This window comes from Actinomadura rubrisoli, from assembly GCF_004349215.1.
GTDB lineage: Bacteria > Actinomycetota > Actinomycetes > Streptosporangiales > Streptosporangiaceae > Spirillospora > Spirillospora rubrisoli.
In genome coordinates, this window is the sequence record NZ_SMKU01000125.1 from 1 (window position 1) to 24,671 (window position 24,671).

General features: G+C 73.6%; 21 protein-coding genes. 13 read left to right on the top strand and 8 right to left on the bottom strand.

Features of this window, described 5'->3' with window-relative positions:
- The 7 genes from E1298_RS22745 to E1298_RS22775 form a co-directional block, all read left to right on the top strand.
- On the top strand, nucleotides 1-1,164 hold a 1,164-nt coding region (locus tag E1298_RS22745), incomplete at its 5' end, for a glycosyltransferase (RefSeq protein ID WP_131896461.1).
- Nucleotides 1,161-2,297 (top strand): DegT/DnrJ/EryC1/StrS family aminotransferase, encoded by a 1,137-nt coding sequence (locus E1298_RS22750; protein ID WP_207944779.1) that lies wholly within the window; start codon nucleotides 1,161-1,163, stop codon nucleotides 2,295-2,297. The genes E1298_RS22745 and E1298_RS22750, both read left to right, overlap by 4 nt.
- Nucleotides 2,294-3,577, top strand: coding sequence for a glycosyltransferase (locus tag E1298_RS22755; RefSeq protein WP_131896463.1), 1,284 nt, complete (start codon nucleotides 2,294-2,296; stop codon nucleotides 3,575-3,577). Before E1298_RS22750 ends, E1298_RS22755 begins: the two co-directional genes overlap by 4 nt.
- Nucleotides 3,574-5,031, top strand: a complete 1,458-nt coding sequence (locus E1298_RS22760) for a lipopolysaccharide biosynthesis protein (protein ID WP_207944780.1) — start codon at nucleotides 3,574-3,576, stop codon at nucleotides 5,029-5,031. The genes E1298_RS22755 and E1298_RS22760 overlap by 4 nt, the downstream gene beginning before the upstream one ends.
- Nucleotides 5,024-5,674, top strand: a complete 651-nt coding sequence (locus tag E1298_RS22765; RefSeq protein WP_131896465.1) for an acetyltransferase — start codon at nucleotides 5,024-5,026, stop codon at nucleotides 5,672-5,674. The genes E1298_RS22760 and E1298_RS22765 overlap by 8 nt, the downstream gene beginning before the upstream one ends.
- Nucleotides 5,674-6,759: a DegT/DnrJ/EryC1/StrS family aminotransferase gene (locus tag E1298_RS22770; RefSeq protein ID WP_131896468.1), complete on the top strand. Its 1,086-nt coding sequence runs from the start codon at nucleotides 5,674-5,676 to the stop codon at nucleotides 6,757-6,759. Before E1298_RS22765 ends, E1298_RS22770 begins: the two co-directional genes overlap by 1 nt.
- Before the next feature lie 11 nt (nucleotides 6,760-6,770).
- Entirely contained in the window at nucleotides 6,771-7,754 is a 984-nt protein-coding gene (locus E1298_RS22775) for a right-handed parallel beta-helix repeat-containing protein (protein WP_131896470.1), read from the top strand.
- A gap of 56 nt (nucleotides 7,755-7,810) precedes the next feature.
- Here E1298_RS22775 and E1298_RS22780 read toward each other — a convergent pair whose 3' ends face one another.
- Both E1298_RS22780 and E1298_RS48320 read right to left on the bottom strand, forming a co-directional pair.
- The gene (locus E1298_RS22780; RefSeq protein ID WP_131896472.1) at nucleotides 7,811-9,148 is read right to left on the bottom strand and encodes an O-antigen ligase family protein; all 1,338 of its coding nucleotides are present in this window, start codon (nucleotides 9,146-9,148) and stop codon (nucleotides 7,811-7,813) included.
- 6 nt (nucleotides 9,149-9,154) lie between these two features.
- Entirely contained in the window at nucleotides 9,155-10,180 is a 1,026-nt protein-coding gene (locus E1298_RS48320) for a hypothetical protein (RefSeq protein ID WP_165975610.1), read from the bottom strand.
- 127 nt (nucleotides 10,181-10,307) lie between these two features.
- Here E1298_RS48320 and E1298_RS22790 point away from each other — a divergent pair, with 127 nt between their 5' ends.
- Nucleotides 10,308-10,940, top strand: a complete 633-nt coding sequence (locus tag E1298_RS22790) for a hypothetical protein (RefSeq protein WP_131896474.1) — start codon at nucleotides 10,308-10,310, stop codon at nucleotides 10,938-10,940.
- Here E1298_RS22790 and E1298_RS22795 read toward each other — a convergent pair.
- The 4 genes from E1298_RS22795 to E1298_RS22810 form a co-directional block, all read right to left on the bottom strand.
- Nucleotides 10,888-11,682: a WecB/TagA/CpsF family glycosyltransferase gene (locus tag E1298_RS22795; RefSeq protein ID WP_207944781.1), complete on the bottom strand. Its 795-nt coding sequence runs from the start codon at nucleotides 11,680-11,682 to the stop codon at nucleotides 10,888-10,890. The genes E1298_RS22790 and E1298_RS22795 overlap by 53 nt on opposite strands.
- Nucleotides 11,683-11,684: 2 nt before the next feature.
- On the bottom strand, nucleotides 11,685-12,857 hold the full coding sequence (locus tag E1298_RS22800) for a hypothetical protein (protein ID WP_131896476.1): 1,173 nt from the start codon (nucleotides 12,855-12,857) through the stop codon (nucleotides 11,685-11,687).
- On the bottom strand, nucleotides 12,854-13,396 hold the full coding sequence (locus E1298_RS22805; RefSeq protein WP_207944782.1) for a class I SAM-dependent methyltransferase: 543 nt from the start codon (nucleotides 13,394-13,396) through the stop codon (nucleotides 12,854-12,856). Before E1298_RS22805 ends, E1298_RS22800 begins: the two co-directional genes overlap by 4 nt.
- 344 nt (nucleotides 13,397-13,740) lie before the next feature.
- Nucleotides 13,741-14,757, bottom strand: coding sequence for a TolB family protein (locus E1298_RS22810; protein WP_131896480.1), 1,017 nt, complete (start codon nucleotides 14,755-14,757; stop codon nucleotides 13,741-13,743).
- A 373-nt stretch (nucleotides 14,758-15,130) separates the two neighbouring features.
- On the opposite strand from E1298_RS22810, the gene E1298_RS22815 reads away from it, so the two are divergent.
- From E1298_RS22815 to E1298_RS22830, 4 genes are all read left to right on the top strand, one after another.
- Complete coding sequence (locus E1298_RS22815) at nucleotides 15,131-16,441, top strand: sugar transferase (protein ID WP_243725745.1); 1,311 nt, start codon at nucleotides 15,131-15,133, stop codon at nucleotides 16,439-16,441.
- Between the two features lie 11 nt (nucleotides 16,442-16,452).
- On the top strand, nucleotides 16,453-17,529 hold the full coding sequence (wecB, locus tag E1298_RS22820; protein WP_131896484.1) for a non-hydrolyzing UDP-N-acetylglucosamine 2-epimerase: 1,077 nt from the start codon (nucleotides 16,453-16,455) through the stop codon (nucleotides 17,527-17,529).
- The gene (locus tag E1298_RS22825; RefSeq protein ID WP_131896486.1) at nucleotides 17,522-18,193 is read left to right on the top strand and encodes a hypothetical protein; all 672 of its coding nucleotides are present in this window, start codon (nucleotides 17,522-17,524) and stop codon (nucleotides 18,191-18,193) included. Before wecB ends, E1298_RS22825 begins: the two co-directional genes overlap by 8 nt.
- Before the next feature lie 86 nt (nucleotides 18,194-18,279).
- Entirely contained in the window at nucleotides 18,280-20,514 is a 2,235-nt protein-coding gene (locus E1298_RS22830) for a glycosyltransferase (protein WP_243725746.1), read from the top strand.
- 92 nt (nucleotides 20,515-20,606) lie between these two features.
- Here E1298_RS22830 and E1298_RS22835 read toward each other — a convergent pair whose 3' ends face one another.
- Nucleotides 20,607-21,629 (bottom strand): CDP-alcohol phosphatidyltransferase family protein, encoded by a 1,023-nt coding sequence (locus E1298_RS22835; protein WP_131896490.1) that lies wholly within the window; start codon nucleotides 21,627-21,629, stop codon nucleotides 20,607-20,609.
- Nucleotides 21,630-21,823: 194 nt separating this feature from the next.
- Between E1298_RS22835 and E1298_RS22840 the strand changes: the two genes are divergently transcribed.
- Nucleotides 21,824-23,422 (top strand): hypothetical protein, encoded by a 1,599-nt coding sequence (locus tag E1298_RS22840; RefSeq protein WP_131896492.1) that lies wholly within the window; start codon nucleotides 21,824-21,826, stop codon nucleotides 23,420-23,422.
- On the opposite strand, the gene E1298_RS22845 is transcribed toward E1298_RS22840, so the two are convergent.
- The gene (locus tag E1298_RS22845; RefSeq protein ID WP_131896494.1) at nucleotides 23,419-24,579 is read right to left on the bottom strand and encodes a glycosyltransferase family 4 protein; all 1,161 of its coding nucleotides are present in this window, start codon (nucleotides 24,577-24,579) and stop codon (nucleotides 23,419-23,421) included. The genes E1298_RS22840 and E1298_RS22845 overlap by 4 nt on opposite strands.
- Between the last annotated feature and the right edge of the window lie 92 nt (nucleotides 24,580-24,671).

Here is a 24,671-nt window from a genome sequence, read left to right on the forward strand (position 1 = left end):
GCGTACGGGGGGGTGGCGGGCACCGACCGGCAGCTCGCGGACCGGCTGAGCACGCTGGTGCCCGTCCTGTACGTCGATCCTCCGGTGTCGGTCACGACGCCCCTGCTGCACCCGCACCTCGCCGACTCGGTGAAGGGCGCGGCGCTGCGGCGGCTCGGGCCGGGCCTGTGGCGGCTCTGCCCGCGCGTGCTGCCCGGCGCGTACCGGCCCGGCATGCACCGTGTCACGAACGCGCTGGTGCGGCGGGCGGCGCGGCGCGCCGCCCGGCGGGTGGCGGCCGAGCTGGAGGAGCGGGTCGAGGCGGTGGTGGTCGCGGCGAGCGCCGACCTGCTCGGCGCGGTCCCGGGCGCGCGCACCCTGTTCTACGCCACCGACGACCTGGTCGCCGGGGCCGATCTGCTCGGGCTGCCCCGCAAGCGGCTGGCGGCGGCGCGCGCGCGGATGCTCGCCCGCGCCGACGAGGTCGCCGTCGTGTCGCCGCTGCTGCGCGACCTGTTCCGCGAGCAGGGACGCGACCCGGTGCTCGTCCCGAACGGCTGCGCGCCGGAGGTGTACGCCGCGATCGGCTCCGCGCCGTGGCCCGAGGACGTCCCGCGCTTCGATCGTCCGGCCGCCGGGTTCGCCGGGCACATCAACGGGCGCATCGACCTCGGGCTGCTGGAGGCGGTCGCCGCCACCGGGCACCCGCTGGTGCTGGTCGGGCCGCACGACCCGGCGTACCACCCGGCCCGCTTCCGGGCGCTGACCGCGCTCCCGAACGTCTGCTGGACGGGCCGCAAGAGCTTCGCCGAGATGCCGTCCTACCTGAGCACGATCCGGGTCGGCCTGACCCCGTATCTGCTGGACGACTTCAACCGCGCCAGCTTCCCCATCAAGACGCTGGACTACCTGGCCGCCGGTCGCGCCGCCGTCTCGACCGACCTGCCCGCGACGCGCTGGCTGCGGGGCTTCACCGGCGGCGCGGACCTCATCCGCGCCGAGCCCACCGCGGACGGCTTCGTCCGCGCCGTGGAGACGGAGCTGGCGACCGAGCCGACGGACGAGCTGCTCACCCGGCGGCGGGACTTCGCGGAGCGGCACGACTGGGCGCAGCGCGCCCGCGCGCTGGCCCGCCTGCTCGACATCGACCGGCATTCCGCCCGACAGGAGGAACCCGCACCGTGATCCCCGTCATCCCCGTCATCCCGGTCATCAGGCCAGTGCTGGGCGAGGAGGAGGCCGAGGCGGTCGCCGCGGTCGTCCGGTCCGGATGGGTGGCCCAGGGGCCGCGCGTCGCCGAGTTCGAGGCCGCCTTCGCCGGACGGGTCGGCGCCGCGCACGGCGTGGCGGCCTCGTCCTGCACGACGGCCCTGCACCTGGCCCTGCTGCTGGCCGGGGTCGGGCCGGGCGACGAGGTGGTCGTCCCCTCGCTGTCGTTCATCGCGACCGCCAACGTCGTCCGGCACGCGGGCGGCCGCGTGGTGTTCGCCGACGTCGACCCGGTCACCGCCAACATGACCGCCAAGGACGTCGAGGTCGCGCTCACCCCCCGCACCCGCGCCGTGATCCTGGTCGACCAGGGCGGGATCCCCGCCGACCTCGACGCGGTCCGGGCCCTGTGCGACCCGCGCGGCATCACCGTGATCGAGGACGCGGCGTGCGCGGCGGGGTCGGTCTACAAGGACCGTCCGGTCGGCGCGGGCGCCGAGCTGGCCGCCTGGTCGTTCCATCCGCGCAAGCTCCTGACGACCGGCGAGGGCGGCATGCTGACCCTCCACGACGAGGCCGTGGCGCGTCGCGCGCGGCGGCTGCGCGAGCACGGCATGAGCGTGAGCGCCGCCGACCGGCACGGCAGCGCGCGGGTCGTCATCGAGGAGTACGACGAGACCGGCTTCAACTACCGGATGACCGACATGCAGGCGGCGCTGGGGCTGGTGCAGCTCACCCGGCTGGACGCGGTCATCGCGCGGCGCCGCGAGCTGGCCGAGCGCTACCGGCGGCTGTTCGCCGAGGTCCCGGGCCTCGCCTGCGCCGGCGACCCGCCCCACGGGCTGACGAACTACCAGTCTTTCTGGATCACTCTGCCCGACGGGTTCCCGGTCGGCCGCGACGCGCTGCTCCAGCTGATGCTGGACGCGGGGATCTCCGCCCGGCGCGGGATCATGGCGGCGCACCGGGAGCCCGCGTACGCCGACGTCCCGGCGGACCTGCCGGTGACCGACCGGTTCACGACCCGGTCGCTGGTCCTGCCGCTCTTCCACGACATGACGCACGCGCAGCAGGACCGGGTCGTCGAGGCGGTGGCGGGGCACGCATGAGGATCCTCGTCTACCCGCACGCCATGGAGATCGGCGGCAGCCAGCTCAACGCGATCGAGCTGGCCGGGGCGGTCCGCGACCTCGGGCACGAGGTCGCGGTCGCCGGGGAGCCCGGTCCGCTGGTGGAGCGGGTGCTGGACGCCGGGATCGAGCACGTGCCGCTCGATCCGGGCCGCCGCCGCCCGTCCCCAGGGACCGTCCGGCTGCTGCGCGGCCTGGCCGAGGAGCGCCGCATCGACGTCGTGCACGGCTACGAGTGGCCGCCCGGCGTGGAGGCGTTCTACACGGCGCGGTCCCGTCCGGGGGTCGCGGCCGTGTGCACGGTGATGTCGATGGCGGTCGCGCCGTTCCTGCCGCCGTCCCTCCCGCTCGTCGTCGGCACCGAGCAGATCCGGCAGGACGTCCTGGACCGGCGGGGCGGGCGCCCCGGCGCCGTCCACCTGATCGAGCCGCCGGTGGACGTCCGCGCCAACGCGCCCGGGCACCCCACCCGCGCGTTCCGCGCCGAGTTCGGGCTGGAGCCGGGGCCGCTGGACGTGGTGGTGGTGTGCCGGCTGGTCGCCGAGCTCAAGCTGGAGGGGCTGCTGACCGCCGTCGACGTGGTCGGGCGCCTCGCCGCCGAACTGCCGCTGCGGCTGATCGTCGTGGGGGACGGGCCGTGCCGCGACCAGGTCGAGTCGCGGGCGGCCGTGGCCAACGCGCTGGCGGGCCGCCGGGCCGTCGTGCTCACCGGGCAGCTGGACGACCCCCGTCCCGCCTACGCCGCCGCGTCCATCGCCCTCGGCATGGGCGGGTCGGCGCTGCGGGCGCTGGCGTTCGGCAGCCCGCTGATCGTCCAGGGGGAGCACGGGTTCTTCGAGCCGCTCACCCCCGGGTCCAGCGCGATGTTCCTGGAGCAGGGCTGGTACGGGATCGGCGGGCGCGGCGCCGACCGGCTGGAGGAGATCCTGCGCGACCTCGCCGGGGACGAGGCGCGGCGCGAGGAACTGGGCGACTACGGGCGGCGGCTCGTCACCGACCGTTTCAGCCTGGAGGGCGCCGCGAGGACGCAGGAGGGCATCTACCGGGACGCGCTGGCCGCCGCCGCCTCGCCGGGCCTGGCCGGGCGGTGGGACGCGGCGAGCACGGCGGGCCGCGTCGCCGCCTACAAGGTCGCCCGCAAGGCGGCCCGGATGCTCGGTCCGGTGGCCCGCGACGACTTCAACGCCGTGGCCCGGAAGAGGGCCGGAAAGGCCGGGAAGGCCGGCGGGAAGGCCGCTGCCCGGGAGGGCGCGCGGTGACGAGGCTGACCATCGGCGACGAGGACTCCCTGTTCGGCAAGGCGTCCCGCGCGCTCGGCTGGAGCCTGGTCAACACCGCCGTCGGGCGGCTCGGCACCCTCGCCATCGGCATCGCGCTGGCCCGGCTGCTCGGGCCCTCCGAGTTCGGGGTGTTCGCCGTCGCGATGGTCGCGCTGCTGGCGGTGCTCAGCTTCCACGAGCTGGGGGTGAGCCTGGCGATCGTCCGCTGGCCCGGGGACCCGGCCGAGATCGCGCCGACCGTCGCGACGATCTCGGTGGCCTCCAGCGTGCTGATCTACGCGGGCTGCTTCCTCGGCGCCCCCGCGTTCGCCGCGTCGATGGGCGCGCCCGCCGCGGCCGGGGTGATCCGGCTGCTCGCGCTCAGCGTCGTCGTCAGCGGGCTGGTGGCGGTGCCCGCCGCGCTGCTGCAACGCGGCTTCCGGCAGGACCGCAAGATGCTCGCCGACCAGGTGAACAACTGGGGCGGCGCGCTGGTGTCGATCGCGCTCGCGGCGACCGGCATGGGCGCGATGAGCCTCGCGGTCGGGCGGCTGGCGGGCTCGGCGGTCTCCGCCGTCCTGCTGGTGTGGGCCGCGCCGGGACGGCTGCGGTTCGGCTTCGACCCCGGGCGCGCGCGGGCGCTGCTGCGGTTCGGGCTGCCCCTCGCCGGGTCGAGCGTCGTCGTGTTCGCGGTGGCCACCGTCGACCAGGTGGTGGTCGGCCACGTGCTCGGCGCGACCGCGCTCGGCTTCTACGTGCTGGCCTTCAACCTGTCGAACTGGCCGGTCACGATGTTCTCCCAGCCCGTGCGGAGCGTCGCCCCGGCCGCCTTCGCCCGGCTCCAGCACGATCCGCCCGCGCTGCGCGGCGCGTTCCTGTCGACGGCGGGCCTGCTCGCCGGGCTGACCCTGCCGGTCTGCCTGCTGCTGTCGGGCGCGGCCGAGCCGCTGATCCGGCTCGTGTACGGCGGGCGGTGGGGCCCGGCGGCGGACGCGCTGCTGTGGCTGGCGATCCTCGGCGGGTTCCGGATCATGTTCGAGCTGATGTACGACTACTTCGTCGTGCTCGCCCGCTCCCGTGTGGTGTTCACCGTCCAGCTCATCTGGCTGGTCGTGCTCGTCCCGGCCCTCATCGCCGGGGCGGAGGCCAAGGGCATCCCGGGCGTGGGCGCCGCGCACGTCGCGGTCGCCGCGCTCGTCGTCCTGCCCATGTACCTGTGGGAGCTGCACCGGGCCGGCGTCGGCGCGCGCGCCGTCCTGGCCCGCATCGCCGTACCGGCGATCATCGCGGCGGTGGTCGGGCTCGCCGCCGTCGCGGCGCACGCCGCCATCCCCCGTGACCTGGTCGCGCTCGCCGTCGCCGGGCTCGTCGCCCTCACGGCGATCGGGCTGCTGCTGCATCGGACGCGCGGGGCCCTGCGCGGGCTGCGGACCCTGGAGGGCGCTGATGCGTGACCTTGTGATCTTCGGCGCGGGCGGCCTCGGCCGCGAGACCGCCCAGGCCGTGGCCGCGCTGCCCGGATGGCGGCTGCTGGGCTTCGCCGAGGACGACCCGAGGCGCGGCCAGCTCGTGGACGGCCTGCCCGTCCTCGGCGGCCCGAAGGACGTCGCGGACATGCCGAAGGTCCGGCTCGTCGTCTGCACCGGCAGCCCGAGGGACTACGGCAGCCGCGAGCGGATCGTCCGGCGGCTCGGGCTCCCCCCGGACCGGTACGCGACGATCGTCCACCCCGCCGCGTGGGTGTCGCCGTCCTCGCGGATCGGCCCCGGGTCCGTCGTCCTCGCCCAGACCGTGCTCACCGCGTCGGTCCTCGTGGGGGCGCACGTCGCGATCATGCCCCATGTCACCGTCACCCACGACGACGTCATCGAGGACCACGCCACGATCGCGTCCGGCGTCCGGCTCGGCGGGTCCGTCCGGGTCCGCGCCGGCGCCTACGTCGGCGCGGGCGCCCTCGTCCGCGAGGGCGTCACCATCGGCGCGGGCGCCCTGGTCGGCATGGGCGCCGTCGTCCTCGGCGACGTACCGCCCGGCGAGGTCTGGGCCGGCTCGCCCGCGCGCCGCCTGCGCCCCGCACCGAACCGGAAGGAAGCGTGATGACCGAGGTTCCCTTCGTCGATCTGGCCGCCGCCCACGCCGAGGTCGAGCGGCACGTCCGCACGGGATTCGACCGCGTGCTGGCCGCGACCGCGTTCGTGAACGGCCCGGAGGTCGCCGCGTTCGAGCGCGAGTACGCCCACTTCGTCGGCGCCGGGCACTGCGTCGGCCTGGCGAACGGCACCGACGCCCTGGAGCTCGCCCTGCGCGCCCTCGGCGTCGGCCCCGGCAAGGAGGTCGTCCTGCCCGCCAACACGTTCGTCGCGACCGCCGAGGCCGTCGTGCGCGCGGGCGCACGGCCGGTCCTGGTGGACGTCGACCCGGACGTCCTGCTGATCGACCCGGCCGCGGCGGCCGCCGCGGTCGGCCCGTCCACGGGCGCGATCGTGCCCGTCCACCTGTACGGGAGGCTGGCCGACACCGGCCCTCTCCTGGAGCTCGGCCCGCCGGTGCTGGAGGACGCCGCCCAGTCCCAGGGCGCCGTCCAGGACGGGCGCGGGCTGTTCGGCGCCATCGCCGCCACCAGCTTCTACCCGGGCAAGAACCTCGGCGCCTACGGCGACGCGGGCGCGGTCGTCACCGACTCGGCCGAGCTGGCCGGGACGGTCCGGCTGCTGCGCGACCACGGGAGCGAGCGGAAGTACCACCATGAGATCGTGGGCTTCAACTCGCGCCTCGACACCCTCCAGGCGGTCGTCCTGCGCGCCAAGCTGCGCCGCCTCGCCGGGTGGAACGACCGCCGCCGCACCGCGGCGGCGCGCTACCGCGAACTGCTCGACGGCATACCGGGCGTTGTCCTCCCGCAGGAGGCGGGAACGGCCCACGTCTGGCACCTGTACGTCATCCGCGTCCCACGGCGCGACGAGATCGCCGGGAAGCTGGGCGAGCTGGGGGTGCGGACCGGGATCCACTACCCGGTGCCGGTCCACCTCCAGCCCGCCTACCGGCATCTCGGTCACGGGCCCGGCGACTTCCCCGTCGCCGAGTCCGCCGCCGCGGAGATCCTCTCGCTGCCGATGTTCCCGCAGATCACCGAGGAACAGCAGCGGACGGTCGCCGACGCGCTCCGGAAGATCCTCGGCTGAAGGGGGCGGCCATGGCTGCTCTGTGCAAGGCTCTGCTCGCGTCTCTGCTCGCGTCCGTCCTGGTGGTGTGCCTCGGCGCCTGCTCCGGCGGCGAGGACGGCGAACGCGCCGCGAACACCGCTCCGGCGCGTCCCTCGGTGTCCCCGCCGGTGTCGCCGAAGGCTCCGCCGGTGTCGGTGCCGCCGCTGAAGCTGAAGACGCCGAACGACCCGGCCGGCGGCGAGGGGTCCAGGATCACCTGGCCGTCGCTGAAGACCGTCGGGGTCCCGGCCGGGCGCAAGCTCAGGAAGAGCGGGCCCATCACCATCCGCAAGCGCGGCACGGTCATCGACGGGCTGCTCGTCCGCACCGAGATCAACGTCGCGGCGAGCGACGTCACGATCCGCAACACCCACCTCATCGCCGAGGGCGAGTGGGGGATCATCCAGCGCCGGGGCGCGTCCAACCTGCGCGTGGAGAACACCGAGATCAACGGCGACGGCAAGCGCAAGGCCCAGTTCGGGATCCTCAACCAGGGCGGGATGATCACCGTCCGGAAGGTGCACATCCACACCGTCAGCGACGGGATCGGCACCGACCACGGGCTCATCGAGGACTCGCTCGTCCACAAGCTCAAGGAGTTCCCCGGCGACCACGTGGCCTGCATCGCCTCCAACTCCGGGCCCGCGCCGGGGCTGTCGCTGGTCATCCGGCACAACGTGGCCCTGAACAAGCTCTCCCAGACCTCGGCGATCTCCATCTACCAGGACTTCGGCATCGCGCACCACGTGACGCTCGACGGCAACCTGCTCGCGGGCGGCGGCTACGCCCTGTACGGGGGCAAGGGGAAGTTCGGCGTCTCGTCCAACATCAAGATCGTGCGGAACGTGTTCAGCCGGAGCATCTACAAGAAGGGCGGGTTCTTCGGGCCGGTCACCGCGTTCGAGCCGCGCGGCAAGGGCAACGTCTGGCAGGGCAACGTCTGGGCGGACACGGGAAAGCCCGTCCTGCCCTGATCGCTCCCTTGGTATCGCTTCCTCGGTGAGCCGCCTCAGACCCGCTGTGAGCCGCCTCAGGCCGTCCCGTCCTCGGGGCGGCTGAGGCGCCACAGCGCGCCGCAGCACCCGAGCAGCAGGAAGGTCAGGTTCGACACCATCGGGAAGCTGAAGGCGTCGAAGGTGAAGAAGGCGAACAGCGCCACCGCCATCGACGCCGCGAAGCACTGGGCCAGATGCGCGGTCTCGGCGTCCCGGCGGGCGCGGCTCGCGCGGCGGGCCGAGCGGGCCAGGAACCACCCCGACAGCAGGACGGTGAGCAGCGCCGCCACCCCGGCGACCCCGGTCTCCACCGCCGACAGCAGGTACTGGTTGTCGAGGATCCGGTACGTCTGCGGCAGGTAGGTGCCGAACCCCTGGCCGAGCCATGGCCGGTGCACGAACGTGTCACTGAGCACCACGTAGTCGTTGGTGCGGGTGACGGTGCTGGAGTCGCTGCCGATGTCGGAGACCAGGCTCGTCAGGGTGCCGATGAGCCCGGGCACCACGGCGCGCAGCGCGACCATGAACACGCCGAGCATGATCACCGCCGTGATCCGCCACATGGCCGGCCAGATCGGCAGGATCACCACGCAGACCACCGCCAGCCCGAGGATCGCCGACCGCGACACCGTCATCGGCAGCACGGTGACGATCATCGCGACGAGGAACCACCGCCGCCCGCGCCGTCCCGGCCGCGCGTAGACCGCGCCGTGCAGGGCGAGCGGGAGCAGCATCGCCAGCACCACGCCGAACTCGATGGGGTGCGTCGCGGTCGCCATCGGCCGGTTGAACTCATCGCGCTGCAGCAGCGAGGTGTAGGACGTGCTGGTGGTCAGGCCTGGGAACGCCAGGCGGCCGGCCAGGTCGAGGCCGGTGAAGAACTGGAGGCAGCCGAGCGCGGCGATGAACCCGCCGCCCGCCACGAGCCTGCGGCGCACCGCCTCCAGCCGGTCCAGGCGCGGGATGCCGTCGGCGGCCAGCAGCGCGATCCCGGCCCAGCCCGCGGTGAGGATCAGGCCGCGGTCGACCGCGTTGGCCTCCAGGCCGGGCAGGGACCGCAGGTTGGCCGCGGCGTAGGAGGCCAGCATCGCGCAGCAGAACACGACCACGACGGTGCGGACCGGCTGGCGGCCCCGGATCGGCGACGTGCGCGCCGCGATCATCGAGCTGAGGTACCAGAACAGGCAGAGCACCGCCATGATCCCGGCAGGCGTGCCGGCCGCGCCGAGCGGCCCCACGATGAACCGCGCCGGCACCACCGTGAGCATGACGACGAAGACGCTGAGGACGGTGACCGCGTCCACCTGGCCGATGGCGGGAGGCTCCGCCACCGCCAGGTGCTCGCGGTCGCCGGGGGCCGTGATCTGGGCCATAGGCGGTCAGGCGTCCGGCTCGGACATCTCGGACGGCCCCTGCGCGCGCGAACCGTTCCTCTTCGTCCCCTTGGACCCGTTGGAGCCGTTGGAGCCCTTGGAACTGCTGGAGCCGCCCGGGGAGCCGCCGGACGGTCCGTCCGCCGGGGTCTTCACCTTGTGCACGGGCTTGCTGAGCGGGACCCGCCGGGGGGCTCCCGGCTTCCGGGGACGGGGCGTGTCGGGCATCGTCACGAGAGGCGAGCCCGACGCCTCGGGGGCGTCACGTTTCTCCACGGCGCCCTCCGGCTCTGGCCCACCGCTCACCTCTGGGGTGACCGCCTCCGGGACGTCCGGAAGCCGCTGGGGCTCCCGCACCGGCTCCCGCACCGGCTCCCGCGGCGGCTCCCGCGGCGCCCTCGCGTCGGCGCGCACACGTCCCTGCAAGCGGCGGCGGCGCTCGGCCAGCACCTCGGCGAAGAGCGGGACGGCCACCGCGATCACCAGGCCGAGGAACAGCACCATGACGACCGTACGGATCTTGTCGGTGGCCACCAGCGACGCCTTCGGGCTGGCGCTGATGACGTTCATCTTGATCTGCGCGCGCGGCGACACGGCCTCCTGCGACTGGAGGCGCGCCAGCCGCTCGGGGACGGTCGCGAGGAGCGCGTCCAGGGTGGCCTTCGTCACACGCGGGTCGTCGCCGCTCACATCGATGGCCAGTACCGGCCCGGTGGAGTCCGGCGCCACTCCCACCACATACGTCGCGGTCAGGCCCTTGGCGCGGAGCGCGGCGGCCGTCCGCTCGTCCATCATCTCCCGGCCGACCACCTCGGCCGTCACCGTCAGCGAGCTGTCGAAGACGAGCCACGGATTGCCGCCCGCCGACTTCGCCTGGAAGGGCGAGGCGAGCAGCACCGCCGACGCCTTCGCCTCGTACGTCCACGGCGTGACCACCGCGACGGCGCCCGCGCCGGCGAGCGCCACCAGGAGGAGCGGCAACGTCAGCCACCACCTCCGCAGCAGGGTCCCCGCCCAGTCGAGCAGATCCACTGGTCCCCCTTCACGGCCTCTGTCGACCTGAGTTCACCGGCGCCATTCTGGCCACACCCGGCGAGCGCGCCCTCCCGCCGTTCCTCTCATGCCACGATGACACGCACCCGGGGGAGTGGAGTAGCTGGTGGCGGTCCGAGATTTCCTGATGGCGCTGCGGCGCAACATCTGGGTGACCCTTGTCGCCGTCGTCCTCACGGCGGTCGTGGTAGTGCGCGTGGAGACCGCGGCGCCGAGCTACGAGGCCCGCTCGGTCGTCACGTTCCTGTCGCCGCAGTCGCCGTTCCCGCGCAACTCGTTCGCGAGCTTCACCCCCGCCCTGGTGACGATGGCGGAGGTCTCGGCGCGCTGGCTGGACTCGCCCGCCGGACGGGACGCGGTGCGCGCCGAGGGCGGCGACACCGGCTTCCAGGTGGTGCTGGCCAACCGCGGCAACCAGGAGCAGCCCATTCACGACCAGCCGTACCTCACGCTGCTCGTGAAGGCCGACGATCCCGTCCGCGCCCACCAGTCGCTGCTCAAGGTGCTCGGCGTCCTGCGCGACCGGCTGCGCCGCGAGCAGTCGGTGCAGGGCGCGCAGCCCGGCTCGTACATCTCGTGGCAGATCGCCGCCGGCAGCGACCGCGCGGTGCCGGTGATCGGCCGCCCGTCGCGCGCCGTCCTCGCCGTCCTGCTGATCGGCGGGATCGGCGCGCTGTACGCCGCCGTCACCGCCGATCGCCGCCGGAGCCGCCGCCGGGGCGCACCCGCGAGCGCATGACCTCGCGGGCCACCAGGACGACGAAGGCGAAGTTGGTCGTGAAGTAGCGGGGGCCGAGGCGCAGCGGCTCCTGGATCACGCGGTACAGCCACTCCAGGCCGTGCCGCTGCCACCACTCCGGCGCGCGGCGCACCTCCCCGGCCAGGACGTCGAACGTCCCGCCGACACCGTGGACGACCTGCGCGCCCGTCCGCGCCGACCACTGCTCGACGAACAGCTCCTTCATCGGCGAGGAGACGCCGATGAACAGCAGGTCGGCGCGCGTCTCGCGGACCTCGTCGGCCACCGCGGCGGCCTCGTCGGCGGAGAAGTACCCGTCCCGCGAACCGGCCACCTCAAGGCGCGGGAACCGGCGGAGGACCTCCGCGACCGTCCGGTCGAGGACGTCCTGCTTGGCGCCCAGGAAGTAGACGCGGTCGCCGCGCCGCTCCGCCTCGGGCAGCAGCGCCAGCATCAGGTCGATGCCCGCGACCCGCTCGGGCAGCGGCCTGCGCAGCAGCCGGGCCGCCCACACCACGGACTGGCCGTCGGCCAGCACGAGGTCGCAGCCCAGCACCGCCCGGCTCAGCCGGGGGTCCTTCCGCAGCCGGACGATCTTGGCGGCGTTCAGCACCCCGATCGTCATCGGCGACCGCTCCTCGACGGCCTTGACGCACCGCGCCACGGTCTCGTCGATCGTCAGCGGGTCGAGGCAGACGCCGAGGAAATGCCGTCGGTCCGGTTCATGGCGCTGCACCATCATCGTCACTCCCTTGAAGAGGGCACGAGCCAGGTGTGCAGGAGCCACCCGAGCTCGTAGGGGCGGCACTCCCGGTCGATCGCGACCGGCGGGTACCTTCGGTCAAGGGAGCCGATCCGCCAGCCGGGTCGCAGCCCTGTCGTTGCTGCGCGCACCCCCCGGACGGCCTTGCGCGGATCGTTTCTGGCGACCTTGCGCCAGGTCATGATGGGTTCGCCGGGCTCGGTGCCCGGCAGGAGCGTGTCACCGGTCTCGGGCGGGGCGGCCAGCCAGCGCACGCCCTTGGCGATCGCGTCGAGATGGTCGGCGCCGCCCGCGTCGGCCAGGTCGAGCAGGGCCATCGGCGCCATCGCGTGCTGGTGGACGCTGTAGACGGGATAGCCCTCGACCACGTCCCCGGTGCGGGCGTCGTAGTGCCACCACCACTGGCCGCCGGCGCCCTGCGCCGCGCAGATCCCGGCGGCCACGGTGTCGGCGGCGGCGATCTCGCGGTCGCCGCCCAGCCGGGCCAGCGCCTGGATCGGGTACACCTGGTCGGCGAAGCAGCCGACGTGGGCGCGGTAGCGCGGGACGAGCCCGGAGCCGCCCACCGCGTGGCCGTACAGCCTCCGCCCCCGCAGGCCGTCCAGGAGACGGCGTCCGGCGCGTTCGAGGTGCTCCTTGGCCTCCGGGGTGCCGCCCGCGTCCCGGACGGCGGCCAGGGCCGACACGACCCAGGCGGCGTCCACGGTGAAGACCGGCCCGCCGCCCGCCGGGTCCGCCGCGGCGAGGCGGGCGAGGGCGGTCTCCAGGCCGACGTGCCCGGTCTCCGCCGCCGCCCAGCAGACCAGCGCCACGTCGCCGAGCGAGGTGACGGCGGACGGGCCGGTGTCCTCCAGGCGGGCGACCAGCGCGCCGACCAGGTCGTCCACCGAGTCCCCGCCGAGCGCCTCGCGCTGGCCGTCCGCGGGCAGGAACCGGGCGCCGAGCGCGACGATGGCCGCGTAGCGCAGGCTCGTGCCGGCGGCGACCGGCGGATCGTCCCGCAGGGTGAACACGAAGCGGTCGCCGCTCTCGGGCGCGCGCATGCCCGGCAGGCCGCGGACGGCCCGCCCGATCAGCGCGTCGATCGTGTCCCGCGCGGCGGCGTCCCGCTCGCCCAACCGCAGCAGCCGCGGGCCGCCGGTCCGGACGTTCACGAGAGCTTCACCGCGATGAGCGACTTGGTCAGCCCGCCGACCCGCTCGGAGCGGATCGCCGAGTGCGGGAAGTAGGCGCGCATCTCGGTCCGGCTCAGCAGCTCGACGTCGAGCACGGCCCGCAGCGCCTCGGCCCGGTCGGCGGGCGGCGTGTGGACCAGCGGCCAGTGCTGCGCCACCGACGCCCGGGCCGCCGTGGGCAGGAACTGCATGCCCGGGCAGACCCAGTGCGGCTCGACCGGGAAGTAGCGGTACGGCGTCTGCACCCAGTGCCGCTCGGCGAGCCGGTGCACGGCGTCGGCGAAGAGGCGCCGGCGCGCGTGCCCGCCGACGTGCTCCAGCACCGAGTTGGAGATCACCAGGTCGTAGCCGCCGTCGAGGATCTCCGCGGGCAGCTCGCAGGCGTCGGCGTGGTCGGAGCGCAGCCATCCCGGCAGCTCGTCCGGCGGCTTCTCCAGGTTGACGATGTGGACCGCCGCGGGCCGCACCGGCGCGCGCAGCCACGCCTGCGCCGTGCCGCCCAGATCGACGACCGACATTCGCTCAAGGTCGGGAAAAGTCGCGCGCAGCCAGTCCCACCGGCGCGCGCGATAGCGCGCGCCAAGGGAACCCGGCGCGTCCACGAAACGATTCCGGAATGCGTGCAGCCGACTCAATCGTTCACCCCGTCCAATGTTCGGCTCATTATTGGTACGGGGACGCCTCAAAAAGCCAGAGGTGGAGGTGGCCGCCTTTGGACAACGCTCCCCGGTAAACCTTTCCGGCCCCTATCGAGACGTCGGGTCAAGTGCCGGATGGTACGGGGGGCGGCCTGAAGCGGTTCATCGCGAAGGCCCGGACGGCCGGAAGCGGCAAGAGCGATCATGGGGATACGGCCGCCCCTTCAGTGGATTGCGGCCGGGGAGAAGGCGTTGTCGAGCAGCATCCGGGGCGCTCCGGAGCCGTCGGCGGGCACCGTCCAGATGTCGGTGGTGGACCCGCGGACCCGTCCGTACGCCACCGTGCGGCCGTCGATCCAGACCGCCTGGTCGTCCACGGAGCCGGGCTCCGCCAGCGGGGTCTCCCGCATGGTGCGCAGGTCGAGGACGTGCAGCCGCCACGGCCGGGCGGGGTCCCCGGTGGCCTTCTTGAACACCAGCCGCCCGCCGTCAGGGGAGATGGACGGGCACTCCAGATTCGTCCGGAGCGTGCGCATCGTGCGGGTGCTGACGCTGCCCTCCACCAGGTACGTGGTGCCCTTGGTCCGGGCGGTCGCGTAGAAGCGGTCGTCGTCGCGGGTGAAGGTGACGCCCCAGTAGTTGAGGTCGGCCGACCAGTCCCGCCGCCCGTCCCGCATGAGCTTGAACTTCTCCAGGTCTGACCACAGTCGGCCGGTCCGCCGGTCGAAGACGCCGGTGCGCGTGGACAGGTCCTTGCTCCTGTAGTTGTGCCCGCCGACGAACGCCGTCCAGGAGATCATGCGCCCGCTCGCCGAGACCTGCGCCCGGCTGGGCGCGCCTTCGATCGGGAACAGGTGGGTGCGGCGCGTCGGGCCGTCCAGGAGTTCGACGTAGGTCTGCGCCACCGCCTTGCGCTCGACCGTCAGGCACACCGCCGCTCCGGCCGCCGCGTGCACCCGTACGCAGGGCAGACCCGTGATCGTGCGGGCTCGCGGGTCGGCGACCGCGGGGGCGCCCGGCGGGCCGGACAACGGCACGGCGGCCAGCCTTCCGGCGGTCGGGCCCGTCCCCGCCTGGCGGAACAGCAGCTGCCCGGGACGGTCGAGGCGCACCGTCGCGCCGGCCGGTGCGGCCGGGGCCGGATCGTCGTCGCCGCCGCTGAGCGCGAAGGCGCCCGCGACCAGGGCCGTCACGGCGACGGTCGCGGCCGTCAGCACCGCGGATCTGGGAAGGTGGGGCACGGCGCAAGCGTAGGGTTCGCCCGGGCGCCCGCCCCGGATGACGTCCGATTCCGGCCATCCGAACCTGTAACGACCATGCGATCCCGGGGGCGGCCACGTCCGGCCTACCCGCATTACCTTCCCTTTAACATCAGAAACTGGCAACTTAACTGTTTGGTAAGACCCGGAATCGCTCCTTGGAGGGGGAGCGGTGCCGGACCTCGGGGAGGGGGCGGGGGATGCCCGCATGAGTATGCTCGATCATCAGGAAACGACCGTCCCGGTGCCACTGGTGCGCCGAACGAGCGGTGCGCGAGGCTGGGTTTCGAATCATGTTCGACTTGCAATTGCCGTGGATTTCTGCTGCGCGCTGGCCGCCGGAGTCGCGGGGTTCATGTTCCGTTTCGGAGACGCGACGTTCGCGCCGCGGCCTGACGCCCTGCTGGCGGCGGCGCTGCCGCTCATCTGGGTCAGCTGGGTGGCGGCCGCGCGCGCCTACAACGGGCGGGTCTTCGGCGCCGGCTCGGAGGAGTACCGGCGGATCATGGACGCCGGGATCAGCCTCACCGCCGCGGTCGCGATCGTCTCCTACTCCACCAAGGCCGAGGTCGCGCGCGGTTTCGTCGTGGTCACGCTGCCCACGGTGACGGCGCTGAGCCTGATCGGCCGCTACCGGCTGCGCAAGTACCTGCACGGGCGCCGCGTTCGAGGGGAGTGCCTGCGCAGGGCCGTCGCGGTCGGCCACCGGGAGGCCGTCACCGAGCTGGTCCGCGAGTTCGGCCGGGCCCGGCACCACGGCATGCAGATCGTCGCCGCGTGCCTGCCGGACGACGGCGGCCTCGACTGGGTCGGGACGGTCCCGGTGGAGGGCCGGATGAGCGAGGTCGCGGAGGTGGTGCGGCGCTGCGACGCGGACGCGGTCGCCGTCCTCGCCTGCCCCGAGCTGGCCGGGCTGGAGCTGCGGCGGCTGGCCTGGCAGCTGGAGAAGACCGACACCGAGCTGCTCGTGGCGTCCGCGCTGCTGGACATCGCGGGCCCGCGGACCTCGATCCGCCCGGTCGCCGGGCTGCCGCTGCTGCACGTCGAGCACCCCGAGCTCACCGGACGCCGCCGCCTGGTCAAGGCGCTCGTCGACCGCGTCGCCGCGGCCGTCGCGCTGGTCCTGCTCGCCCCGCTGTGGGCCGTGACGGCGCTGCTCATCCGGCTGGACGACCCGGGCCCGGCGTTCTTCTCGCAGGAGCGCGTCGGCCGCGACGGCAAGGGCTTCCGGATGATCAAGTTCCGGACGATGGTCGTGGACGCCGAGCGGCGGCGGCACGCGCTCGCCGCGGCCGGCACCTCCGGCGGCGTGCTGTTCAAGCTCAAGGACGACCCCCGGGTCACCCGGCTCGGCGCCCGGCTGCGCCGCTGGTCCGTCGACGAGCTGCCCCAGCTCGTCAACGTCCTGCGCGGCGAGATGTCGCTGGTGGGCCCTCGGCCCCCGCTGCGGGACGAGGTCGACCGCTACGGCGGGGACGTGTTCCGGCGCCTCGCGGTCAAGCCCGGCATGACCGGCCTGTGGCAGGTGAGCGGCCGCTCCGACCTGTCCTGGGAGGAGTCGGTGCGGCTCGACCTGCGCTACATCGAGAACTGGTCGCTGGCCCTCGACCTGCAGATCCTGTGGAAGACCCTCGCGGCCGTGTTCCGCGGTTCGGGCGCCTACTGAGAAGGGAAGTCATGGTCACTTCGATCGTCCACGTGCTCGGAGCGCGTCCGAACCTTGTCAAAGCCGCCCCGGTGGTCGCCGCCCTGGAGGACCTGGACCAGACCGTCCTGCACACGGGGCAGCACTACGACGAGCGCATGTCGCAGATCTTCTTCGACGAGCTGGGCCTGCCCGAGCCCGACGTCAACCTCGGCGTCGGCTCCGGCACGCACGCCGCGCAGACGGCAGCGCTGATGGTGGGCCTGGAACGCGAGCTGGTCCGGCGCACGCCCGAGTTGGTCGTCGTGTACGGCGACGTGAACTCGACGATCGCCGCCGCGCTGGTCGCGGCCAAGCTGCACATCCCGGTCGCCCATGTGGAGGCCGGGCTGCGCAGCTTCGACATGACCATGCCCGAAGAGGTCAACCGCCGCCTCACCGACCAGCTGTCGGAGCTGTGCCTGGTCACCAGCCCCGAAGCGATCGGCCACCTGGCCGCCGAAGGCGTCGCGGTGCACCGCGCGCACTTCGTCGGCAACCCCATGATCGACACCCTGCTGGCCAACCTGGGCTCCTTCGACACCGCCCGCGTCCGCGCCGACCACCACCTGCCCGACCGGTACGTCCTGGCCACCATGCACCGCCCCGCCAACGTCGACGACCCCGCCACCGCCACCGCCCTGGTCGGCCACCTGCACGGCGTCGCCGACCTGGCCGACCTGGTCATCCCCGTCCACCCCCGCGGCCGCGCCAACCTCCTGGCCGCAGGACTCGACCGGCATCCCGGCGTGCACCTCCTGGAGCCCCTGGGCTACATCGACTTCATCGCCGCCGTCCGCGGCGCCGCCGCCGTGGTCACCGATTCGGGCGGCCTGCAAGAGGAGACCACCATCCTGGGCGTCCCCTGCCTGACCGTCCGCCCCAACACCGAACGCCCCATCACCATCACCCACGGCACCAACCGCCTCGTCACCTTCGAGGAACTGGTGCCCGCCGCCCGCAAGGCACTGGAGGGCGGCACGAACGCCGGGGACCGCAAGCCGCCGCTGTGGGACGGGCAGGCCGGCCCCCGCATCGCCGACGTGATCCTGGAGTTCCTCGGTGAATGACGCCAAGGCCAACCGGCAGGTCGCGCGGCTGCGCGCCACGCTGCGCGAGCGCGAATCCCGCGTCCAGGAGCTGGAGCGGCGCCTGGACGCGCTGGAGACCTCGACGACCCTGCAGTTCGGGCGGCTCGTCGCCGGCGCGGCCCGCAACCCGCGGCGGCGCGGCGTGCGGCTGCCGAAGGAGCTGTACCGGCTCTGGCGCAAGCGCAACGTGCCCATGTCGGAGTCCGGCTCGTCCGACGGCGAGCGGATCCAGCTCGACCGCGTCGACCGTCCCGAGGACCGCCTGCTCATCGCCGCGCCCTACGACGGCGTCGTCATCGCGGGCGTGCTCGGCGCCCCGGCGGCGGCCGCGCTCGGCGAGCACGCCAAGGTCGTCCCGCTGTACCCGCACGACGCCGCGATCGTGCTCGACGGCGCCGACGTCGACATGGTCGTGGTGGACGCGGCGGCGGGCGAGCCCGGCGGCCCGTGGGCCTACCTGGGCGTCCCCGGCATGTACGACCGGGACCGCGCGCTGAACGACATCCGCGAGCTCGCCGCCGCCCGCTCGCTCCCGCTCGTCCTGTGGGGGGAGGCGCCACCGGCCACCCTGGCCTGCCTTCACTGGGACGCCACCGCCACCACACCCGGCCGGCTCGCCGAGCTGCTCGCCCCGGCCCGTTGAAAGGAACTCCTGTGCGACCACGCGCCCTCGTCTACGGCGACGTCGATCTCAACCTGATCGACGGCTCGGCGATCTGGGCCCAGGGCATGGTCCAGGCCCTGGCCCGCGCGGGCTGCGCGGTGACCCTGGTCCTCAAGGCCCCCGTCCGGACGGGACGGCTGGTCGACCCGCTGCGCGCCCTGCCCGAGGTCACCGTGCGCAGCCCGCACGCGGAGGGCCTGATCGACCACGAGGGCGGCATGCCCCCGAAGCTCGCCGCCGCCATCCTGGCCCGCGTCGACGCCGAGAACCCGTTCGACTTGATCGTGGTTCGTGGCCGCCGCCTCGCGGGCAAGCTGTCCGCCGGGCCGATGGCCGGACGGCTCTGGACCTACCTCACCGACGTCCCCCAGTCGGCCGCCGAGTTCGACGGGGCGTCCAAGGGCGAGCTCCGCCGGATCGCGGACGCCTCCCGCGTGCTGCTCTGCCAGACCGAGGAGCTGCGCGGCTTCCTGGAGAGCGCCGTCCCGGCGACGGCGGGCAAGAGCGTGCTCTTCCCGCCCGTGGTCGTCCTCCCGGACGGGATGAAGACGCGGCAGGAGGGCACGCCGGACGGCCGCGCGCTCAAGCTCGTCTACACCGGCAAGTTCGCGCCGCGCTGGAACACCTACGAGATGACCTCGCTGCCGCGCCTGCTCGCGATGCGGGGCGTGGACGCCGAGCTGCACATGGTCGGCGACAAGATCCACGACGATCCGAAGGACCCCGCGTTCGCCACCCGGATGCGCACCGCGCTGGAGGGCGGCCAGGGCGTGGTCTGGCACGGCGGGCATCCGCGCGCCGAGGCGATGCGGCTGACGGCGGCCTGCGACGTGGGCCTGTCGTGGCGGGACCGCGAGATGGACGCGAGCCTGGAGCTGTCCACGAAGGTGCTGGAGTGCGGGACGCTCGGCGTCCCGGTCGTCCTCAACAGGACGCCGATGCACGAGCGGCTGTTCGGCACCGACTACCCGCTGTTCGCCGCCACCGAGGCCGACGTGCTCGACGCGCTCACCCTCATCGGCAAGAACCCGGACGTCTTCGCCCTCGCCGTCGAGCGGTGCCGCGCGGCCGCCGCCGGGTTCACGCTGGACGCGGCGGCCGGACGGCTTCGCGCGTGCCTCGCGCAGACGTTCCCCGAGCCGTCCGCGACCGTGCTCGCCGCCGCCGCCGAGCACGAGCGCACGGCCGCCCGGGTCCGCGCGTCCGGGGAGGGCGGGCTCGCCGCGCTGGACGGTGCGCTGTCCGGCGCCGCCGCCGACGTCGCCGCGTCCCCGGACGGGCCGCGCCGCCTGCGCGTCGGCGTCGCCGGGCACGACCTGAAGTTCTTCAGCCGGCTCCTCGACTACCTCAGGTCCCGGCCCGACATGGACGTCCGCGTCGACCACTGGGCCGCGCTGAAGGTCCACGACGAGGAGCGCAGCCAGGAGCTGGCCGACTGGGCCGACGTCATCGTCTGCGAGTGGTGCGGGCCCAACGCGATCTGGTTCGCCCAGCGCAAGCGGCCCGGGCAGCGCCTCGTCGTCCGGCTGCACCGCTTCGAGCTGTACGCGCGCTGGCCGAAGCACCTCGACATCGACGCGGTGGACGAGGTCGTCTGCGTCAGCCCCCACTACGCCGACCTGACCCGGGAGATCACCGGCTGGCCCGCCGCGAAGGTCACGACCGTCCCCAACTGGGTGGACGACCACCAGCTCGACCGGCCGAAGCTCGCCGGGGCCGAGCACCACCTCGGGATGATCGGCATCGCGCCGTCCCGCAAGCGGCTCGACCTGGCCCTGGACGTGCTGGAGGAGCTGCGCCGCGACGACCCGCGCTTCACCCTGTTCATCAAGACCAAGCTCCCCTGGGAGTACTGGTGGATCTGGCAGAAGGAGGAGGAGCGCGCCCACTACGAGCAGGTGTTCCGGCGGATCCGCCGCTCGCCGCTGCTGTCGGGCGGGGTCGTGTTCGACTCCTACGGACGGGACGTCGCGTCGTGGCTGCGGCGCATCGGGTTCGTGCTGTCCACGAGCGATGACGAGAGCTTCCACCTCGCCCCCGCCGAAGGCATGGCGTCCGGCGCCGTCCCGGTCCTGCTCGGCTGGCCGGGCGCCGACACCATCTACGACGACCGGTGGATCCACGCGGGCACGTCCGCGATGGCCGACGCGATCTCCACCACGGTCTCCCTCGGCCGCTGGGAGCACGACCGCCTCCTGGCCGCCGACCAGGTCCGCGCCGCCTACGGCCTGGACGAGGTCTGCCGCCAGTGGACCGACCTGCTCGCCGCCTCCCCGGCGGCGGCCGCCAAGACCACCTGACGGGACGGCCGGACGGCCTGACGGGCCCCGGAACGCCGAAGTCCCCCGCGGAGCCGGGCTCCGCGGGGGACTTCGCAGTAGCGGGGGCGGGGTCAGCCGGCGCTGCCGACCGTGGCCTCCATCGCCTGGAGCTGCTCGGCGGGCACCTGCCGCCGGTACTCCTCGATCTTGATGTTCAGCTTGGCCAGGCTGCGGCTGTAGTCGCGGCTCGCCAGCCAGAACTTGTAGATGATCACGAGCTCGAAGGCCAGCATGCCGATCGCGCTCAGGACCACCACGGGGATCACGGCGCCGGGGACGATCGCGGCTGCGACCGGGGCGACGATGAACACGCCCATCTGGAACTCGATGCCGCTGATCAGGTGCGGGCGGATGCGGCCGGCCATGAGGGCGTTGCGGATCCGCGCGTACCAGGGGAACTTCTGCTCGAAGCCCTGCTGGAGCACCCGCTGGGCCGGGTCGTCGCCGACGACCCGGTTCTCCATGTCGGCCTCGTCGTCGCGGAGGGCGCCCTCGGCGGACCGCAGGTCCTCGCCGACCTCGGCGGTGTCCGGCAGTTCGCCGCTCGCCCGGCGGGCGGCCATCTCCAGCGCCTCGGCCTCCGCGCGCGCCGCGCGGAGGGTGGCGCGCATCTCGGAGCGGACCTTGTAGATCTCCAGGGCGTCCATGTAGCGGAGCATGTCCAGGAAGACCACCGCGACGGCCGTCCACACGTAGGCGACGTTGTGGGTGGCCGCGTACTGCCCGCCCATCAGGGCGATCGCGCAGGCCAGCACCCGCACCCGGTCGAAGATGTAGTCGAGCCACGCGCCGAAGACCGAGCCGGTGCCCTTGAGCCGCGCGACCTTGCCGTCCATGCAGTCGAGCGTGAACGACAGGTGGTACAGCAGCGCGCCGAGCAGCAGCCACGGCCAGGACGCCGCGGTGAAGCAGGCGCCGGCGGCCAGGCCGAGGATCAGGGCCCCGACGGTCAGCTGGTTGGGCGTCACCCGCGTCCGGTTGGCGGTGAACCTGACCAGCCGGGAGGCGAGCGGGTCGACCAGCAGCACCGTCCACCAGGCGTCACGCGCCTTGTACGTCCGTTGCCGAACGTCCTCAAGCGTGAAGTTCGCCATGGATGGGGTGTCCTTTCGTCGTGCAGCGCAGGCCGCTCTCGGCCGAAACCCGATCGTATCGGCTGTCCGGTTGCGGTCTTCCTCATTGTCGCCGACTCGTAACCCGGTGGTCACCGACCCCGCCGCACCCGGCGGGTCCTTGACGAACACTTCGCTGATCGCGGACGACTCGCGGCGCTGGGTAGGCTTTGCGGGTGCGTGAAAGAGCCGGCTGGGCGGGTCGTTCCGCCATGGCCCACCTGCCCTTCGTCTGTGTTCTCGCGGTGGCGGTCTGGATCCGGGTGGTGGCGGTCAAGGGATATCCGGGGCCGCTGTGGTTCGGCGACTCGCCGGGCTACCTGAAGTCGGCGATCGAGCTCAAACCCGGCGAGACCCGTCCGAGCGGCTACCCGCTCCTGCTGTGGCTGATCAAGCCGTTCCACAGCTTCACCGTCATGGTGTCCGTGCAGCACGCGATCGGGGTCCTGACCGGCGTGCTGGTGTACGTCCTGGTGTGGCGCGCGGCGCGGGCGGCGTGGCCCCTCGGCCGCGGGGAGCCCGCCGGACGGTGGGCGTGGCGCGCCTGGGTGCCCGGGGCGATCGCGGCGCCGCTGACGGTGCCGGTGCTGCTGCCCGCCCACCAGGTCGCCCTTGAGCACATGCTCATGTCGGACTCGCTGTTCGCCTTCCTGCTGCTCGCGGCGGTGACGGCGGCGCTGTGGCGGCGGCGGCTCACCTGGTGGCTCGGCGGCCTCGCCGGGCTGTTCGCGGCGTGCGCGGCGCTGACGCGGTCGGCGGGCCTGCCGCTGATCGCGGTGATCCTGGTCGGGATGCTGCTGCGGCGCGCGGGCCGGCGCGCGTGCGCGGTGGCCGTGGTCGCCTTCGTCCTGCCGATCATGGGCTACATGAGCTGGTTCAAGGCCGAGTACGGCGAGTACGGGCTCGCCAAGGCGAACGGGATCTGGCTCTACGGGCGCACCGCCGACTTCGCGGACTGCCGCATCATCAAGCCGAGCCCCGAGCTCGCCATCATGTGCCCCAAGAACAGCGACAAGCGGATGTCGCCGGCGTTCGCCGCGCTCTGGACGCGCGACTCGGCGTTCCGGAAGATCCCCGGGTGGATCACCAGCCCGGAGGCCAACCGGCTGGGGAGCGAGTTCTCCAAGGAGGCGATCAAAGCGCAGCCCCGCGCCTACGTGCGCGTGGTCGTCCGCGACACGTTCCGGTCGTTCGAGTGGGAGCGCAAGGCGTATCCGACCCCGTGGACGTGGCTGCAGTACGAGTTCCCCGAGGGCGAGGGGTGGAGCGACGAGCAGGCGCTGCTGGCGGTGCGGTACGACCCGGGCGGCGGTGAGCCGAGGGTCGTCCACCCGTGGGCCGACCGGGCGATCGCCTACCAGGACCGGTTCGTGATGCCGGGGACGATCCTGGGGGTCCTGCTGCTCGGCGGGCTCGTCGGCGCGCTGCCGCACGTCCGCGACCGGGGCCGGTGGCGGGTGCTCGGGCCCGTCCGGCACTGGGGCACCGGCGCGCTGCTGCCGTGGGGGACCAGCCTGGCGCTCCTGGTGATCCCGGCCGCGACCGCCGACTTCGACTACCGCTACGTGCAGCCCGCGGTGCCGTTCGCCTGCGTCGCCCTCGCGCTGGCGATCCTCCCGTCATCCCGCAGATCCCCGGCGCTCGCCGCACCCACGGAAGAGCCCGACACCACAGAGGCGCCCGAGGAGACCGGCGAGCAAGCCGAGGAGAAGGAGGAGAAGGAGGAGAAGGAGGAGAAGGAGGAGAAGGCCGATGCCGGGAAGCCTGGCAGCTAGCGGGCAGAGCGGAGCTCGGTGAGCATACGCTCCCAGTGGGTGGCGACCTCGCCGACGCGGTGCGCGCGCGCCGTGGTACGGGCGTTGCCGGCCATCCGCCGCCTCAGCTCCTCGTCGTCGATCAGCCGGATCAGCGCCTCGGCGAGCGCCGCGGTGTCCTCGGGCGGGACGAGCAGCCCGTCGTGGCCGTCGGTGATGATCTCGCGCGGGCCGCGGCGGCAGTCGAAGGCGACGACGGGCAGGCCGCAGGCGAACGCCTCGACGATCGTCATGCCGAACCCCTCGCTGCGGGACGGCAGCGCGAGGATCGACGCCTTGGCCATCTCGCCCTCCATGTCGCCGGTGGCGTCCATGAGCAGGACGTTGTTGAAGAGCCCGAGCCGGGTGACCCGCTCGCGGAGCGCGTCGAGGCGGGGGCCCTTGCCGTAGATGCGCAGCCGCCACTCCGGGTGCTTCTCCGCGACCTCCACGAACGCGTCGATCAGCAGGTCGTAGCCCTTGAGCCAGACCAGCCGGCCGGCGGCCACGATGACCCGGTTCTCTTGGCGCGAGAGCGGGAACAGCCGGTCGGGCAGGCCGTTGCCGATCGCGTACACCGGGCAGGAGCCGTCCGGGAGCAGGCGCCGGTAGTCCTCCCGGTCGGCGGCCGTGAGCGTGGTGACGGCGTCGAGGCGCGGGTACCAGTGCTCGATCTCGGAGAGGATGCCGGGCCGGTGCATGCCGAGCTGGAGATGCTCCTGCCCGATCGTGACGGTCCGGCGCGGGGCGAGCTGCGCGGCGGCCAGGTTGAGCCCGGCGCGGGTGGTGACGAGCACGTCGCTGCGGAGCCGCCGCAGGGCGCGGGTGATCCGGTCGTCGGTCCACGCGGAGAAGTGGTCGTAGCACCGCTCCTGCGGGTGGACGAGCGTGCTCGGCGCGTCCTTGAGCCGCGCGGCGCGCGTGCCGACCGGCCACCGGGACCGCCCCTCGGTCCGCAGGTCGACGAGGGACCGCAGCCGGACCCGGCCGGACAGCGCCAGCGCGGGCTCGTCGGCCTCCCGCAGCACGCTGATGATCTCCACATCGTGCCGCCGGGCCAGCTCGCCCGCGAGGGTGAAGGTGCTGCGGACGGTCCCGTCGATGGTGAAGGCGTCCAGCAGCATGAAGGTGATTCTCACTGCCGGGCCTCCTCACCGGCCCGGTTCCCGGAACGGAGCGCTAGCGGAGTGGAGGGGGCCGGGCCGGTCGCGGTTCCCGGGCTGTCTCTTAT